Genomic DNA, 15,850 nt, shown 5'->3' on the forward strand with positions numbered 1-15,850 from the left:
GTGGCGAGGTGTATTCCCATCCGTACGCCACCGCGCCCGCCCGCCATGAGATCTACGTGGCGGACGCCGGAGCGAATGCCATCCTCGCGGTGAACGAACACAGCGGAGCGGTTCGAACTGTCGCCGTCCTGCCGCCGGTGCCTACGGAGATCACCCAGGCCGTGCTTGATTCGATCAAGGGACCGGACCCGGCGAATCCGGCACCCACCCTCCCTGAGTGCACGCGTGGCAAAACCTTCAATTCGGAACCGGTACCCACTGACATCGAGATCGGCGACGACGGCTTCCTCTACGTCACGTCCCTCCCGGGAGTACCCGAAGCGCCGGGTTCCGGCTCGGTGCTGAAGATTGACCCATGGTCCGGAAAAATTGCAGTGGTTGCTACCGGGCTGCAGACCCCGACAGGTCTGGCCATCGATAAGCGAGGCAACATCTTCGTGGCCGAGTTGTTCGCCGGCCGTATATCGATCATCAAGGCGGGAACCGGCGAGCCTGAGCTGTTCATGGAAGCGATGATGCCTGCCGACGTCGAGATCGACGGCAAGGACCTGTACGCGACGACGAACGCGTTGCCCAGCGAGGATCCAGCCGTTCCGCCGAACGGGATGCTCACCAAGTTCGAACTGGAGTACGACCGCAACCGGTAGGCGTGTGCTTGGAGGGTGCGCGAGCACCCTCCAAGTGCGTCGAAAAAGACGCTTACGACAAGGTCAAGTAGGACCTTCCAGACGTAAAATTGGCACTATCATCCAGCGTCACCGGATGGCGCTGTCCGGACAAGGAGAACTGCCATGGAAACTGATCCGGAGGGACCTCGCATCGTCGTCGGAGTTGACGGTTCCGAGCCCTCCATTCTTGCGCTGCGGCTGGCGGCACAGCTGGCGCCGGCCCTCGGTGCACGGGTCCACGCCATAGCCTGCTGGGACTTCCCGCCCCTTTTTGCCGGGTACCTTCCGCCGGATTTCTACACGTTCGAGACCAAGGCGACAAAGGTCCTCCACGACGCCGTCGAGAAAGCCTTCGGAACCGAGCTTCCTCCCGGGATGACCACCGCCCTGGAACGCGGCCCGGCTCCGGCCACGCTCGTCAAAGCGGGAGCCTCCGCGCAGATGCTGATCGTCGGTAGACGTGGTCACGGTGGTATCCGCGGTATGCACCTCGGCTCCGTCAGCACGGCCTGCGTTGCCCATGCCAGCTGCCCCGTTGTCGTGGTCCATGAGGAGATGAAACACAAGCTCCCACGGCCGAAGAGGCAGGCCGAAATGTACATCCACTAATTCACCTCATCGACGGGCCAGACGGCGTGGAAACTCCCAACGGATCCCTCCTGCCCACGGGCATCTTCGACACCCTGGCGGGAGCGCAGATGCTCGCCGAAGCCGGGGCCGGCGTCATCCTCCCGGCGAGCACCGGGCTCAGCAGCATCGGCATGGCGGAGGTTCTGCGTTCCAGTCTCAGCCTTCCGGTGATCGACGCCGTGACTGCCGCCGGGTCCATGCTGACGGCGGCAGTGTCGATGCGGAGCCCCCAATCGGTCTAGGGAAAGCCGCCGTCAGCCCAGCTCCGGCGCCCGCTTCGCCCAGCCCGTGGCCTGCTCGAACGCATAGGCGACCTGGAGCAGTTCGACGTCCTTGCCGGAGGCCATGGACAGTTGCAGGCCCACGGGCAGTCCGCCCTCGCTGAAGCCTGCCGGAACCGACACCGCCGGCAGCCCCGTCGCCGAGATCAGGCACGCCGAGCGCATCCAGTCGAGGTACGTCTCGAACTCCACCCCGTTGACCGACGTCGGATACCGCTCTGCGGCGTCGAACGGCAGCACCTGGGTGGCCGGGCTCGCGAAGACGTCGTACTTCCCGAAGAACTCCCGCACGCTGTTGCCCAGCCGGGTGCGGGCCAACGCTGCGTCCACCAGGTCCTGCCCGGTCAGCTCCCAGCCCTTCACCACGTTCCACCGGACCTCGGGCTTGATGACCTCACCGTGCTCGATCACCAGGTCGCCGTAGTTCAGCGCGAAATCGAACGCCCGCGTAGTCCCGAACACTTCGTCTGCGTCGCGCAGGTCCGGGGCGGCTTCCTCGACGATTGCTCCCAGATCGGTGAGAACAGCGAGCTGGCTCCCAAGGACACGCAGAACCTCCCGATCCACCGGAACACCGAGACCGAAGTCGGGAGACCATCCGATCCGCAATCCGGTCAGGTCCCGCTGCAGTGGCTCACCGAACGAACCCTGTACGGGATAGCCGTGAGGTGAAGCGGCATCGGGCCCCGCGATCGCCGTCATTCCCAGGGCAAGATCCTCGACGTCGCGCGCCATCAGGCCCGCACGGCCGAGCCAGGCCCACGCGTTGCGGCTCGGCGCCATCGGCACCACTCCGAGCGACGGCCGGTAGCCCACCACGTTGCAGAATGATGCCGGGATACGCAGCGAACCGCCCATGTCGCTGCCGTCGCCGAGCGGTTGAATCCGGGCCCCGATGGACGCCGCCACTCCCCCGCTGCTGCCGCCGGCGCTGCGCGAGAGGTCGTAGGGGTTGACCGTCGTGCCGAAGACGTCATTGAAGGTGTGCGAGCCGGCCGCGAATTCCGGCACGTTCGACTTCCCCGTCGTCACCACGCCGGCGGCCTTGAGCCGGCCGATGAGAAGGTCGTCGAAGGTCGGTACGAAGTCCTTGAAGATCATCGATCCCGAGGTGGTCCGCAAACCCTTGGTGTTGTTCGTGTCCTTGTGCGTCATCGGTAGGCCGTGCAGGGGCGGCAGGTCGGCGCCCGACGCCGTCCGCTCGTCCGCCGCCGCGGCGAGCTCTGCCGCTCCCTCGCGGTCCTGCGTCACGACGGCGTTGATGGCACCGTTCACCTCGTCGATCCGTGCGAAGTGGGCCTCGAGGGCCTCGCGCGAGGACACTTCCCGACGCCGGATGGCACCGGTGAGCGCCGTCGCGGACATCGTGCTGAGATCCGTGTCGGTGGCGCTCCCCGGACGTGCTTCACTCATGAGGCGGTCCCGACCTTGGACAGCAGCGCCGTCATCGCCGCCCGCACTCCGGTGGTCAGTGTCGGTTCGATCTGCGGCGCGAAGAAGGGTGAGTGGTTCCCGGGAGGCGGAGTGTCGCCGTCGAGCTTGTCCTGCGGGTGACCGCCGAAGAACCAGTACACGCTGGGCACGCCGATCGCCTCGGCGAGGAGCCCGAAGTCCTCGCTGCCCATCACTGGCGGCGACTCGATTACGGCTTCCTCACCCAGCACCCCGCCCAGCACGGCCATGAGGTCCGCGGTGGAGGAGGGGTCGTTGTAACACTGCGGGAAGCTCGAGATCTCGGAAATTTCCGGCGACGGCGCGCCGGACGCGTCGGCCTCGGCCGCGATGATCCGCCGCAGCGAACCGAGGACCAGTTCGCGCACCTCGGGGTCGAACGTACGCACATTCAGCGTGAACTCCGCCGACGCCGGGATGATGTTCTCCTTCAGTCCGCCGTGGAACGTCCCGATCGTCACCACTGCCGACTTCATCGGATGCACCTCGCGGGCCACGATGGTCTGGATCCGCACCACCATGTGCGCCCCGAGCACGATGGGGTCGATCGACTGCTCGGGCTGCGAGCCGTGCGCCTGCTTCCCGTGCACGGTCACCTTCCACGAATCCGCCATTGCCATGGCGGTGCCCTTACTGATGTTCACCGTTCCCGCGAGCCCAGGCCACACGTGCTGCCCGTAGATGATGGACGGCTTGGGCGCCTTGTCCCACAGCCCGTCCTCGACCATCGCCTTCGCCCCGGCCCCGATCTCCTCGCCGGGCTGGAAGATGAACACCACGGTTCCTGCCCACGCGTCCCGGTTCTCGGTGAGCAGCTGCACCGCAGTCAGGGCCACCGTGATGTGGGTGTCGTGCCCGCAGCCGTGCATCACCGGCACCTCCGTGCCATCGGCCAGCGCGCCCGTCGTCGTGCTCGCATAATCCAGCCCGGTGTCCTCCTGCATCGGCAGCCCGTCCGTATCGGCGCGGTAGCCGATGACCGGCCCCTCGCCGTTGCGCAGGATCCCGACGACGCCGGTCCCGCCGCACAGGAACGCGTCCAGGCCCAGATGGGTGAGCTTCTCGAGGATGAACGCGGCGGTGTGGGTTTCCTGCATGGAGAGCTCGGGGTGGGCGTGGAGGTGCTTGTAGAGCTCGTGCATCGAGGTTTCGGAGGCGTCGGAGAGGTCGAAGACAGCGGTGTCGATGGTCATGGGTTTCCTATCGGGAAGGGACTCGGAAGGGGCTAAGGGGTTCAGTTGACGAGCGTAGTCGGCGCCGCGACGTCCTTGCGGGAACGCAGGAACCAGGCGAGCGTCGCGGTCAGCAGCACCACGATGCCGGTCGCCGGCTTCGCCAGTGCGGGCACCGCGGGCACCAGGACGAAGAGGACCACGATGGCGACGGCGAAGGCGATCACCGTGACGCGCGCCTGCCTCATGGTGGCGATCAGCTGCACGAGGACCGCTCCGATGATGCTGGGGAAGATATACAGGCGGGCGACGTCGACGACGTCCGCCGGGATGATACTCACCAAATACGTGCCGAGCACTCCGACGAAGAGCAGCATCGAGGTCACGTGCACCATCGCCGCGCCGCAGATGGCCATCAGCGCTGCGAATTCTCCGCGCTTGGTTCCGGCCTTCGCGCCGATGGTCGCCTGCGCCACGAGCGCCGAGGGCAGCAGCTTGTTGGCGATGTTGCCGATCATGAACGCCTGGTACATCGCGGCCGGGCCGAGCACCGGGAAGTAGGTGATCGGCTCCACGAACCACAGCACGAAGAAGGCTGCGGCCACGGCGAGGTACGCGGCCCAGATCATGCTCCCGGTGATGCCGAGGTCCGTGGTGAGCACGAGGTAGATGGGCGCGGCGAGCGAGAGCAGGAGGGCCGCGGTCATGGTGATCTGGCCCCAGCGGGTGGTTGTGCGGTCGAATTCGGCGAGGGAGCCGGAGGGAGCCGTGGCAGTGCGTGAAGTCACGATCGTTCCTTTCGTTGGGGAGTTACTGCCTAGGCGGCCGGCGCCATGCCGGAAGTGTGGGCGATGTATGCGACGGCCAGTCCCACCAGGATCGAGATGCCGAGTCCCCATTCCCGCAGCCAGGAGGCCGACATCGCCTTTGCGAGCACGAGGCAGAGGAACATGGTCGCCGCGGAAACGAGGACGGAGATGATGTGGACGGGCGTCTTGCCGAACTCCGCGATGCCGAGGCTCGCGAACGCTCCGATCAGCGCAGCCGCCGGCACGATCATCATGAGCGCCGGGTTCACCTTACGAAGCTTCGAATCTCCCTTCGTGAGGATGGGAGTGAGGATGAGGGTGGCGAGCATCCAGCCGGCACCCGAAAGGCTCATGGCCATGAAGGCGACCACGAAGACCGCCTGCGTGTAGTCCGGACCGCCGAGGGCGGCGCCCATGGTGCCGGCGGCGAGGGACGCCGACGCCGACTCGGTAGCCGCCGATCCTACCAACCCGATACGCACCAGCACCGCAGGGGTACCGAACAGGGTCAGGAGCGCGATGCTGACGAGGACAACGGCGAGGGACGGCCCGATCGCCGCTACCGCCCCGGCACGGAATGAGGTTTTCAGCTCGGCGGCCGAGATGTCGGCCGCGGGGCCCGCTTTCTGCGCGGCCTTCATGTAGATGAGGGACTGCACGATGATGGCGCCGAAGACGCCGATCGCCAGGACCCACAGGACCGGCATGTTCGCGATGGCGAGGATGTCCGTTGAGGCTCCCTCGGGCGTGAGTGCTGTTTTCATGGCTGCTCCAGATTGAGGGAAGGATTCACGATGTCGCCGTCGTCCGGGACAGCTCAGCGCTGTCGAGGGCCTTCAGCGTGGAAACGAGTGCCGTGACACCGGTGGCGATGTCCCTGGTGTCGCTCCATTCCTCGGGGCAGTGGCTCTTGCCGGCCTTGGAAGGGATGAAGATCATGCCCATGGGCGCGAGTGAGGCCATGTGGACGGCGTCGTGCGTGGCGCCGCTGGGGATGGGCATCCAGGGGATGCCGAGGATGTCGGCTGCCGACGCGACGACGTCCTGGACGCCGGGACTCGCCTGCACCACCTCATTGTCGGTGGACCAGTCGAAGCCGACGTCCACCCCGTAGTCCCCCGCCTTCACGAGGATCTCACTGGTCAGGCGGCCCTTGACCCCGCCGAGCCAGTCGGTGTCCACGCTCCGGACTTCACTCATCATGCGCACCAGGGACGGCACCACGTTGGGTGACCGCGATTCGGACTCGACGCGGGTGGTGGTGGCCACTCCGTGGTTCGGAGCACCGCAGCCCTCACGGCGCACGGCGAGGACGGCCTCGGCGGCGGCGATCATGGCGTCCTGCCGGTCCGTCATTGACGTCGTTCCCGCGTGGTCCGCGCTACCGGAGAAGGTGGCGATGAAGCGCTCGATGCCGGTGATGGCCGTGACGATGCCGAGCGGCAGCTGCCGCTGCTCAAGCGTCGGCCCCTGCTCGATATGCAGTTCGAGGAAGGCGTGGAGCGGCTTGCGTGCCCACTGGACATCGGTTAGCGAGGTGGGGTCGAGGCCGAAATCGGCGTAGGCCTGGCCGAGACTGACGCCGCGGTAGTCCTGCCGGTCGAGGTCCGCCGCCGTCAGTTCGCGTGCGGCGGCACGGCTCCCGAGGCAGCTCAGCCCGAACACATTGGATTCCTCGCCGAGGAAGTCGACGACGAGCAGGTCGCGGGACAGTTGCGTTCCGGACTCCCGCAGCTGGCGCGCGGCCTCGATGGCGCCCACCACGCCCACGATGCCGTCGAACCGTCCGCCGCCGTCCACGGTGTCGGTGTGCGATCCGGTGACGAGTGCGGGAGCACTGGGGTTGGTTCCCTCGAGCCTCCCGATGATGTTGCCGGCGGGGTCGGTGAAGACTTCCAGCCCTGCGTCCCGCATCCGGGCCGCTGTCCATTGTCGTGATTCGCGGTAGGGAGTGCTGAACACCTCGCGGGTCCAGCCGTGTCGTTCGGGATCCCGGTACGCGGCCAGCTCCGTGATGCCGGCGTCGAGGCGCTCATGGGCGCCGGGGTCGTGGGAACTCAGGGTCGTCATGCATTCCTCGTTCTCTGTGCAATCGTTTGCAGTCGCTCGCCACGCAGGGTGAGGTCGGTGGAATATGGTCTATATCACACTAGAATTGAAGCGTTACGTCAAGGTTTCTTCAAGATTAAGTTCTGTGTGCTCGATTTTTCTGCAATCCTTTGCATCAAGTCATGGTTCGGACCCCTGCACTGCCTGTAAGCCCATTGAAGGAGTTCCGGTATCGCACATCAGATCGGTCCCGAGGCGCACCAGCGCGTCACCCTGGCGACGGTCGCCCGCCATGCGCAGGTGCATGTCTCGACTGCCTCGCGGGCGCTGGGCAGCGATGCCGCAGGAGTGAGCGCGGAGACCGTCCAGCGCGTGCGTGAACTCGCGGTGATGCTCGGTTACCGGCGCGATGTCGGCGCGGCGGGTCTGAGGACCGGAAGCTCGCGGCTCATCGGCGTCCTGGTCCCGCGCCTCACCGACATCGTGCTGGCCACCATTTACGAGAGCATCGATATCGCAGCCGGCACAGCCGGGTACAGCACGGTGGTGGCGAATACCCTCGACGACGCCGGCCACCGCCGCTCCCGCCTTGACGCCATGCTCTCGAGGCGCATCGACGGCGTCATCATCGGCGATTCACACATCGGTGACACCGCCGCGTTCGAACTGCAGAAGCTTGGCGTTCCCTACGTGCTGGTGATGCGGAAGCTCGAAGGACACCTGTCCATCACCACCGACGATTCCCTCGGTGGCCGCCTCGCCGCCGAGCATCTGCTGGGGCTGGGCCACCGGCGGGTCGGCGTCATTGCGGGCGATCCCTTGGCCAGCACCGGCATCGAACGGACCGACGGTTTCCGACGCGCGTTCGAGGCGGCCGGCTATCCGATCGATGACCGGTACGTGGTCGGTTCCGGTTTCGACACCCGGGGCGGCCTGGCCGCCGGCACCCGGTTGATGGACCTCGCCGAGGCGCCCACGGCGATCTTCGCGGTGAACGATTTCATCGCCATGGGTGCGATGGGCGCTATCCGTGACGCCGGCAAGAAGCTACGGGACGATGTGGCCCTGGTGGGATACAACGACATCGACATTGCAGCGACCCTTCCAGTCCCGCTGACCTCGGTGCGGTCGGACCTGAGCGCCATGGGCATGCTCAGCGTCGAGGCACTGCTGCTGCGGATGCAGGGCGAGACGGCCGATCCGGTTCTGCTCCCACCGGTGCTGGTGCCGCGGGCGACGACGGTCGGCTAGCAGCCGGGCCTCATTGCGACCCGTTCACCCCTGGCCCGGCCGGAAGCGGCGGATGCTGTAGACGATGAATGCTGCGGCGAGGAGTCCCGACAGGATGAGGCTCGACCCCAAGCTCCAGCCGCCGGGCAGCCACCAGCTTTGACTGAGCGGCCACCAGCCCGGCATGGGTGGCTGCAGGCCCCATAGGACGCCGATCGCAATGAGGATGAATGCGCCGCCGAAGCTCAGGGCGATGTTCCGCTTGGATTTCACGCCCTGCGCGGCTGCTGCGAATGCCTTGGTCTTGACGGGCTGCAGCCACTTTCGGGCCCACTCGTACTGCTGCGCGAGGAGGGTCAGCCCGGCAACGAGCGCCAGCAGGCCCGGGCCCGGAAGTACGAGGGCAGCGATGCCGATCAGCACCAGGGTCCAGCCCAGTACCAGTCCCACCACGCGGCCGACCCCGTGCGGCTTGGTTCGTCCGCCGAATCTGGCCATGACGACATGCCTTCCTGTTCGCTTCTCCCCCGATCATCCTGCCCGCTGGGCCGTGGCTCCCACAACGGAAATCTTCGACGGCTGGAGCTGACGGCCGGCACGAAGGTGCCGCATTCTTGCCGGACTATTGACCCGCATGGTGAGCATGTGCCCATAATGTAAGTAAGTGACGCGCAATACTCTCCGTTTCAAGGACGAAAAGGGAACCATGGAAGACTGGCAAATCCTCTCTATTACCGCTTTGGCGATCATCGCCATCGTGTTCCTGATCCTCAAGCTGCGGGTCAATCCCGCGCTTTCGCTGGTAATCGGTGCAGCCGGGCTGGGCCTGGCCACGGGGCTGGGGCCGACCGGGACGACCGACACGATCATGCAGGGATTCGGCGACATCATGTTCGAGGTGGGTCTGCTCATCGCCTGGGGGGTTCTGATGGGAGCCATCCTCAACGAAATGGGCGCCATCCGTAAACTCGTCGAGCGACTGCTGACCACCTTCGGCCCGAAGGGGATCCCCTACGCGCTCGGACTTACGCTGGGCACACTGCTGCAGTCGATTTTCCTCGACGTCCTCCTCGTGATGAGTGCCCCTCTCGCACGACGGATTGCACCGAAACTGGGCAAATACGGTACCGCCAAAATAGCGACAGCGATGGCGATCAGCCTGGAGTGCGGCATTGTGCTCATGGTGCCCGGCGTCGCGACAGTCGCCCTTGCGGGACTGCTGGGAGTACCCCTGGGCAGCATGTTGATCTTCGGGCTGATCGTCATCATCCCCACCATCCTCGTGTCGATCACGATCATGAATTTCCTCATCCAGCGCGGCCTGTGGGACACGGAAAAGGACGAGCAGCCGTTCGACGAGGACCTTGGGGCCGGAGCGACCGGCGCATCCGAAGTTCCCGGGAACAACGCTGGCGCTCCGGAGCTCCACGAGACGAACCCCGCAACGGCATCCGATCCCCTCAGCCGCGTCGGGCTCCTCCCCCGGGAGGTTGCAGCCCGGTCCGTCCGCGCGCCCCGCGAACCGGGCCTTCTCGTCATGTTCGCACCCATGCTGCTCTCCCTGGTGCTCATCGGAGGTGGCGCACTGACCGGAATGGCTGGTTGGTCCTCACCCGTGACCGACTTCGTCTCCACTCCGGTCATCGCGCTGCTGATCGGGCTGCTCGGAACGAGCTTCGTCGCCCGTCAGACCATCGGCACCAAACGCGTCGAACAGGCGGTCGTTGGTGGGTTCCGCGAGTCCGGCCAAATCCTGATCCTCACCGGCGCAGGAGGCGCCCTCGGTGCCGTCGTCGCTGCCAGCGGCATGGGGGATGTCCTGGGCGGGTACTTCTCGGCATCCACGGTCGCCCCGCTCCTCGTGGTCTGGGGTATCGCCGCATTGCTGCATGTCGCCGTCGGCTCCGTGTCCATCTCGGCCATCACGGCGGCTGGCCTGCTCGCACCGATCGCTCCGACCCTCGGACTGGACCCCGTCCTGATCGCACTTGCCGCAGGAGCAGGATCCCTGTTCTTCGTTCATGTAACGTCCAACACCTTCTGGCTCCTCCAGTCCATGCTGGGCCAGAGCACACGCGGTACGTTCAAGAGTTGCTCCCTCGGTGTCTCTGTGGCTTCCGTCGTTGCCCTTGGTTTCACCCTGATCCTCAGCCTGTTCCTCTAGAAAGGGCACCAGTGACCATCCCCGAAAACATTGCACCGCTGGAGGGCATCCGCGTCCTTGAACTGGGCAACTACATCGCGGCACCGACGGCCGGCCGGCTGCTTGCCGATTTCGGTGCTGAAGTCATCAAGATCGAGCGGCCCCACACGGGGGACGAACTGCGCAACTGGCGACTACACGCCGGCACCACGTCGATGCTGTACCGGACCATCAACCGGAACAAGAAGTCGATGGTGGTGGACCTACGCACCGAGGAGGGCCGCCAGATCGTCCTCGAACTGGTGAAACAAAGCGACATCGTGCTCGAGAACTTCCGCCCGGGCACCCTCGAGAAATGGGGACTCGGACCTGCGGAACTGGACGCCGCGAACCCCGGCATCATCGTGACTCGGATCTCCGCATTCGGACAGACCGGCCCTCTGTCCGCGCGCCCCGGTTTTGCCGCCGTCGCCGAGGCCTACGGTGGTTTCCGCGAACTCGTGGGCGACCCTGACCGGCCCCCCGTGCGTGTCGGTGTTTCGATCGGCGATTCCATCGCCGGGCTGTACGCAGCTTTCGGGGCCGTCATGATGCTCTTTGCTCGGGAACGGGACCAAGGCGTGCACCGTTCACCGCTGGATCACCGCATCATCGACGTCGCACTGAACGAGGCCATGCTGTCGGTGATGGAATCACTGATTCCCGACTACAGTGCCTACGGCGTTCGCCGCGAACGCACCGGCGGCCGGATGGAAGGTATCGCACCTTCCAACGCCTACGTCTGCAGTGACGGTGCGAGTATCGTCGTCGCCGGCAACGGAGACAGCATCTTCCGCCGCTACATGACCGTCATCGACCGGCAGGACCTGGCGGAGGACCCCACTCTCCAGTCCAATGCCGAACGGTGGGCCCAGAGGGACATGCTGGACGAGGCGATCGGGGAATGGACAGCACAGCACACGGCAACCAAGGCACTGGCACTCCTTGAAGAGGCCGGAGTTCCCTCGGGGCCGATCTACACTGCCGCGGACATCGTCGACGACGACCAGTACCGGGCGCGCAACATGATCCAGCGCTTCGACGTGTCGACCGGTGCGGAGACCCTTCCCGACGTCGCCTTCCCCGGCATTACACCCGTAATCGGAGCAACATCGCTTCCCATCCGGAACCTGGGTCCCGACCTCGGAGCGGACACGCACCGAATTCTGGTGGACCTCCTGGGCCGGACTCCGGACGAGGCGACCAACATCATCACCCGCACCGGAATGGAAACAGTAGGAGCACCGAAATGAAACCCGAGACGAGTACCGACGTGCCGGCAGCGGAACGCGGAACGGTGGTCCTGCGGGATGTCACCCTGCGTGACGGGCTCCAGCTGACAGGTGGCCTGCTGTCCACCGAGCGGAAGGTCCAGGTTGTCCGCGAGCTCCTCGCTGCGGGGGTGACCGCCATCGAGATCGGCTCCATGGCGCGCCCTGACCTCGTGCCCTCCATGGCCAACACGATCGAGCTCATCGAAGCCTTGACTCCCGAAGAACTGGACCACTGCTTCGTCTGGGTGGCGACACCCCGGAATGTCGCCCGCGCAACCGCTGCCGGAGCCCGGCACCTGCAGTACTGCCTCAGTGTCACCGATGCCCACAACCAGGCGAACATCGGACGCACCACGGAGGCGAGCATGGAGGCACTGCCCGAGGCAGTGCGGCTTGCGCGGGCTGCGGGAGCCTCGATCCAGCTCTGCCTTGCCACCTCGTTCACGTGTCCCTTCGAAGGGACGGTCGATCCGGAGCGGGTTCTGCGGCTCGTGCTCGATCCCCGCGCGGAAGGTACCTCCGGGGTGGTCATCTGCGACACCCTCGGCCAGGCATTCCCCGGCGAGGTGCGGGCGCTGGTGGCTCGCGTGCGGGACAGCTCCCGTTTCGCTGAGATAGTCTTCCACGGCCATGACACCTGGGGGATGGGGGTGGCCAACGCCCTGGCCGCAGTCTCCTCCGGCGCAAGCATGATCGACGGTGCGCTGGGCGGACTCGGCGGCTGCCCCTTCGCACCGGGCGCCTCCGGAAACACGGCGACAGAGGACCTGCTGTTCGCCCTGAGACCGGAATGGCTTCAGGAAGACAACTTCGGGGCTCTCGTCCGCCTCGGAGAAGCGGTCACTGAGGAAGTCGGGGAAGCGGGCCGCTCGAAGGCGGCCCAGGGCGCCCGTTCACGGGCCGCCGCTTTCAGCTGGGTGATCCCTGGGGCAGAGTAGAAGCCTTCCCGGACGGGGTGCGGCGGCCTGCGGCATCATCCGGGTGCCGGCCACCAAGCATCCGCGTCACCTGCTCAGCTGCCGCCAGAAGGTCTTCCACCCATCGTTCGCACACCTCGAGCGGCATGCGGAGGGTCGGACCCATGATGGTGACCGCGCCCAAAAGGTCCGCCTGGGAATCGAAGACCGGCGCAGAAAGACCGCTCGCTCCCGTTTGTCGTTCTCCGGTGGTGATGGCATAGCCGTCCCGCCGGGTCTGCTCCACGGCCGCGCTGAGGGAGCTGCGATCAGTGATGGTGGTTTCAGTCAATTGATCCAGTGAATCGGCGAGTACGTCACGGAGCAGCTCATCGTTCCAGGCGAGCAGTACCCTTCCTGCCGATCCGGCGTGCAGGGGAAGAAGCCTGCCCACTTTCATTTCGCGCCGGAGCATGTGTCGGGTCTCGGCCATCGCAACGCACACCCGGTAATTCATGGATGCCTCGAAGAAGCACACGGTCTCGCCGAGCTTGTCGCGGAGATCCCGCAGCACCGGTTTGACGACCTCCAAACGGTCGAGGTTCTGTGTTGCGGGCGCCGCCCAGAAAGCCATCTTCAGTCCGACGCGGTAATGGTCCCCCACTTTGTCCAGGAAGCCGTTGGCGACGAGATTGCCCACGAGCCGCTGGACCGTGGATGTCGGCAGCCCGGTCGCCTCGCGGATGTCCGTCAAGGTCAGCTCGGGCTTTCGCAGCGAGAACGCGTCGAGGATGTCACTGATTTTCTTCAGGACCAGCAGGGGTGCAGCTGCTGGCGTGCCGGACGAGACCATGTTCCCATCCTAGGCAGACCACCCGGCACTTCCCGACACCCCAGGAGTTCGTCGAGCTACGCCGGGTCGGTTCCAGTTCGGCCTCGTGGTCCGCTGACGACAGCGCTAGCCGGTGGCCACCAGCGTTTCGCCGCCGGGCAGCGGCTGGCAGCGCGGACACCACCAGGTCCGACGACTGCCCGGGTCCCCGGGAACTTCGGCCCGGACACGAATGGTGGTGCCGCAGCGCAGGCACGGCTTGCCGGCCCTGCCCGCCACCCAGTGCTGGTCGCCCTTGCGTCGAATGCCGGTGGTGACCTGGTGTGCTCCCGGTTGGGTCGCCGAAAACCGCAGGCACCGCGCGCCCAGTGCCACCAGGGCGGGCACCTCGACGGCGCCGATGGGCGTATCCGGATGGATCCCCCGCAGGAAACACAATTCGTTCGCCCAGAGATTGCCGAATCCCGCGACGTTCCGCTGCTCGAGCAGCGCCGCCGCGACCCGGGCGCCGGGGTCCCGTGCGAGCCTTCGGATCGCCTCATGGGCCGACCAGTCCTCCCGCAGCGGATCCGGGCCGAGGTGCCCGACGACTCCGTGCTCCGCCGACGTCGGCACAAGGTTGACGACGGGCAGGCTCAGTCCGTACGCCGTCGGACCCTGGACCGTGTCGAGCAGAACGCGTGCCTCAGGGAGAACAGCGCGAGGCACCCGCTTGCCGGGCGCGGTGACGGTCCAGGAACCCTGCATCCGCAGGTGGGTATGCAGCGTGAGCCCGCTGTCGAAGCGCGTCAGCAGGTGCTTGCCGTGGGTTGCGTGTCCGACGACGGTCATGCCGTCGAGGGAGTCCGTGGCATGCTCGGGAACCCGGAGGTCACCCCTCAGGAGTGTACGGCCGTCCAGGGCGGCACGGAGACGGACGGCGAGACGGAAGACGCTGTCGCCCTCGGGCACCGTATCCCCCTGCACTCATGATCGGGATCACCTCCAGCCGGGACGTGCCACGGAGACGTTACTGCAGGATAGTCCCCGCCATTGACGGAAGTTCGACGCAACGAGTCCGGAGGAGAGGGACCGGGGATGTTTCCCGGATGGTCGATACGGTTACACCATGACGAGTAGAGGAACCGGTTCAGGAAGTGGTCCCTGGTGGGAATCCGCGGTCATCTACCAGGTCTACCCGCGGTCCTTCGCGGACGGCGACGGCGACGGCGTCGGAGACCTCGCGGGGCTCCTCGCCCGCCTGCCGTACATCGCATCACTCGGTGTGGACGGGATCTGGCTGACCCCGTTCCAGCCTTCGCCCCAGGTGGACCAGGGCTACGACATCAGTGACTACTGCGGCGTCGATCCCCTCTTCGGCGCCATGGAACAGTTCGATGAGCTGCTGGGCCACGCCCATTCGCTGGGCCTGCGCATCCTGCTCGACGTCGTTCCCAACCACTGCTCGTCGGAGCATCCACTGTTCCTGCAGGCGGTCGCAGCCGGGCCTGGGTCGCCCGAACGGACGATGTTCCACTTCGCGGACGGGCCCGACGGCGATAGTCCTCCGAACAACTGGCAGAGCGTTCTCGGTGGATCCGCGTGGAGCCGCGTGAACCCGGACCCGGCCACCGACCGGCAGTGGTATCTGCACCTGTTCTCCCCCGCGCAGCCCGACTGGAACTGGCGGAACCCCCTCGTGGGCGACTACTTCGAGGACGTGCTGCGGTTCTGGTTCGACAAGGGCGTGGACGGATTACGCATCGACGTCGCCCACGCGCTGTTCAAGGCCGACGGGCTGCCCGATGCGCCAACAGCCGGCGCCGTCGTCGACGGCCTGCGGTCCAACCCGCTGGTGTCGGACCAGGATGAGGTCCACGAGGTGTACCGGCGGTGGCGGACGCTCACGGATTCCTACACCCCGGAACGCGTCCTCGTAGGCGAGGTCAACCTCGACCCGCACCGCGCCGCACGGTACACACGACACGACGAAATGCACCAGGCCTTCGCCTTCGCCTTCATCCGACTCGGCTGGGACGCTGCCGCCTGGGCCTCGGTGGGAACGGAGCTCGAGGCAGCACGGCTGGAACATGGCGCCTCCCCCACCTGGGCACTTGAGAACCACGACCTCGTCCGCTCGGCAACACGCTTCGGAGGAGGTGCCCGGGGAACCGCAAGGGCCCGCGCGGGCCTGCTCGCCATCCTCGGGCTGCCCGGCGGTGCCTATATCTACCAGGGTCAGGAGCTTGGCCTGGCCGAAGTGGATGTGCCGCTCGCAGCACGAGCGGACCCGATGTGGGCGCGCGGCGGAGTGTCCCGCGACGGCGCACGGGTTCCGCTGCCGTGGACGGCGTCGGCGGAGTTCTCCCACGGCTTCTCGCTGACGGCACCGGCGT

General features: G+C 66.3%; 16 protein-coding genes. 8 read left to right on the plus strand and 8 right to left on the minus strand.

Going from position 1 to position 15,850, the window contains the following annotated elements; translation table 11 throughout:
- The 3 genes from Y705_RS22425 to Y705_RS0113515 form a co-directional block, all read left to right on the plus strand.
- Window positions 1-647, plus strand: a 647-nt coding sequence (locus Y705_RS22425) for a ScyD/ScyE family protein (protein ID WP_162149085.1), incomplete at its 5' end; no start/stop codon positions are given.
- A 144-nt stretch (window positions 648-791) separates the two neighbouring features.
- Window positions 792-1,277: a universal stress protein gene (locus tag Y705_RS20015; protein ID WP_049822755.1), complete on the plus strand. Its 486-nt coding sequence runs from the start codon at window positions 792-794 to the stop codon at window positions 1,275-1,277.
- 26 nt (window positions 1,278-1,303) lie between these two features.
- Window positions 1,304-1,540, plus strand: coding sequence for a hypothetical protein (locus Y705_RS0113515; protein WP_026533244.1), 237 nt, complete (start codon window positions 1,304-1,306; stop codon window positions 1,538-1,540).
- 12 nt (window positions 1,541-1,552) lie between these two features.
- On the opposite strand, the gene Y705_RS0113520 is transcribed toward Y705_RS0113515, so the two are convergent.
- From Y705_RS0113520 to Y705_RS20020, 5 genes are read right to left on the minus strand one after another with little or no spacing between them, the layout of a single operon-like run.
- Complete coding sequence (locus Y705_RS0113520; protein ID WP_049822756.1) at window positions 1,553-2,992, minus strand: amidase; 1,440 nt, start codon at window positions 2,990-2,992, stop codon at window positions 1,553-1,555.
- Window positions 2,989-4,224 carry an amidohydrolase gene (locus Y705_RS0113525; RefSeq protein ID WP_026533246.1) on the minus strand — a complete coding sequence of 412 codons (1,236 nt, stop codon included), beginning with the start codon at window positions 4,222-4,224 and terminating at the stop codon, window positions 2,989-2,991. Before Y705_RS0113525 ends, Y705_RS0113520 begins: the two co-directional genes overlap by 4 nt.
- 41 nt (window positions 4,225-4,265) lie before the next feature.
- Entirely contained in the window at window positions 4,266-4,994 is a 729-nt protein-coding gene (locus Y705_RS0113530; RefSeq protein WP_049822775.1) for a hypothetical protein, read from the minus strand.
- A gap of 26 nt (window positions 4,995-5,020) precedes the next feature.
- Window positions 5,021-5,776 carry a DUF5058 family protein gene (locus Y705_RS0113535; RefSeq protein WP_026533248.1) on the minus strand — a complete coding sequence of 252 codons (756 nt, stop codon included), beginning with the start codon at window positions 5,774-5,776 and terminating at the stop codon, window positions 5,021-5,023.
- Window positions 5,777-5,801: 25 nt separating this feature from the next.
- Window positions 5,802-7,082, minus strand: coding sequence for a M20 family metallo-hydrolase (locus Y705_RS20020; protein ID WP_049822757.1), 1,281 nt, complete (start codon window positions 7,080-7,082; stop codon window positions 5,802-5,804).
- A 252-nt stretch (window positions 7,083-7,334) separates the two neighbouring features.
- Between Y705_RS20020 and Y705_RS0113545 the strand changes: the two genes are divergently transcribed.
- Window positions 7,335-8,312: a LacI family DNA-binding transcriptional regulator gene (locus tag Y705_RS0113545; RefSeq protein WP_253908628.1), complete on the plus strand. Its 978-nt coding sequence runs from the start codon at window positions 7,335-7,337 to the stop codon at window positions 8,310-8,312.
- A gap of 24 nt (window positions 8,313-8,336) precedes the next feature.
- On the opposite strand, the gene Y705_RS20025 is transcribed toward Y705_RS0113545, so the two are convergent.
- Entirely contained in the window at window positions 8,337-8,789 is a 453-nt protein-coding gene (locus tag Y705_RS20025) for a PGPGW domain-containing protein (RefSeq protein WP_049822758.1), read from the minus strand.
- Between the two features lie 208 nt (window positions 8,790-8,997).
- Between Y705_RS20025 and Y705_RS0113555 the strand changes: the two genes are divergently transcribed.
- The 3 genes from Y705_RS0113555 to Y705_RS0113565 are packed head-to-tail and all read left to right on the plus strand — an operon-like array spanning window position 8,998 to window position 12,685.
- Entirely contained in the window at window positions 8,998-10,455 is a 1,458-nt protein-coding gene (locus Y705_RS0113555; RefSeq protein ID WP_026533250.1) for a GntP family permease, read from the plus strand.
- A gap of 11 nt (window positions 10,456-10,466) precedes the next feature.
- Window positions 10,467-11,726, plus strand: coding sequence for a CaiB/BaiF CoA transferase family protein (locus Y705_RS0113560; protein ID WP_026533251.1), 1,260 nt, complete (start codon window positions 10,467-10,469; stop codon window positions 11,724-11,726).
- Window positions 11,723-12,685: a beta/alpha barrel domain-containing protein gene (locus Y705_RS0113565; protein ID WP_049822759.1), complete on the plus strand. Its 963-nt coding sequence runs from the start codon at window positions 11,723-11,725 to the stop codon at window positions 12,683-12,685. The genes Y705_RS0113560 and Y705_RS0113565 overlap by 4 nt, the downstream gene beginning before the upstream one ends.
- Here the strand turns inward: Y705_RS0113565 and Y705_RS20030 are convergent.
- Both Y705_RS20030 and Y705_RS0113575 read right to left on the minus strand, forming a co-directional pair.
- Window positions 12,657-13,496 carry an IclR family transcriptional regulator gene (locus tag Y705_RS20030; RefSeq protein ID WP_049822760.1) on the minus strand — a complete coding sequence of 280 codons (840 nt, stop codon included), beginning with the start codon at window positions 13,494-13,496 and terminating at the stop codon, window positions 12,657-12,659. The two genes, Y705_RS0113565 and Y705_RS20030, sit on opposite strands and share 29 nt — an antisense overlap.
- Window positions 13,497-13,601: 105 nt before the next feature.
- Window positions 13,602-14,441, minus strand: a complete 840-nt coding sequence (locus Y705_RS0113575) for a DNA-formamidopyrimidine glycosylase family protein (RefSeq protein ID WP_253908624.1) — start codon at window positions 14,439-14,441, stop codon at window positions 13,602-13,604.
- A 142-nt stretch (window positions 14,442-14,583) separates the two neighbouring features.
- Between Y705_RS0113575 and Y705_RS20035 the strand changes: the two genes are divergently transcribed.
- A partial coding sequence (locus tag Y705_RS20035; protein WP_081738063.1) for an alpha-amylase family glycosyl hydrolase occupies window positions 14,584-15,850 on the plus strand: 1,267 nt, incomplete at its 3' end.

It is taken from the genome of Arthrobacter sp. H41 (assembly GCF_000520535.1).
Taxonomy (GTDB): domain Bacteria; phylum Actinomycetota; class Actinomycetes; order Actinomycetales; family Micrococcaceae; genus Arthrobacter_D.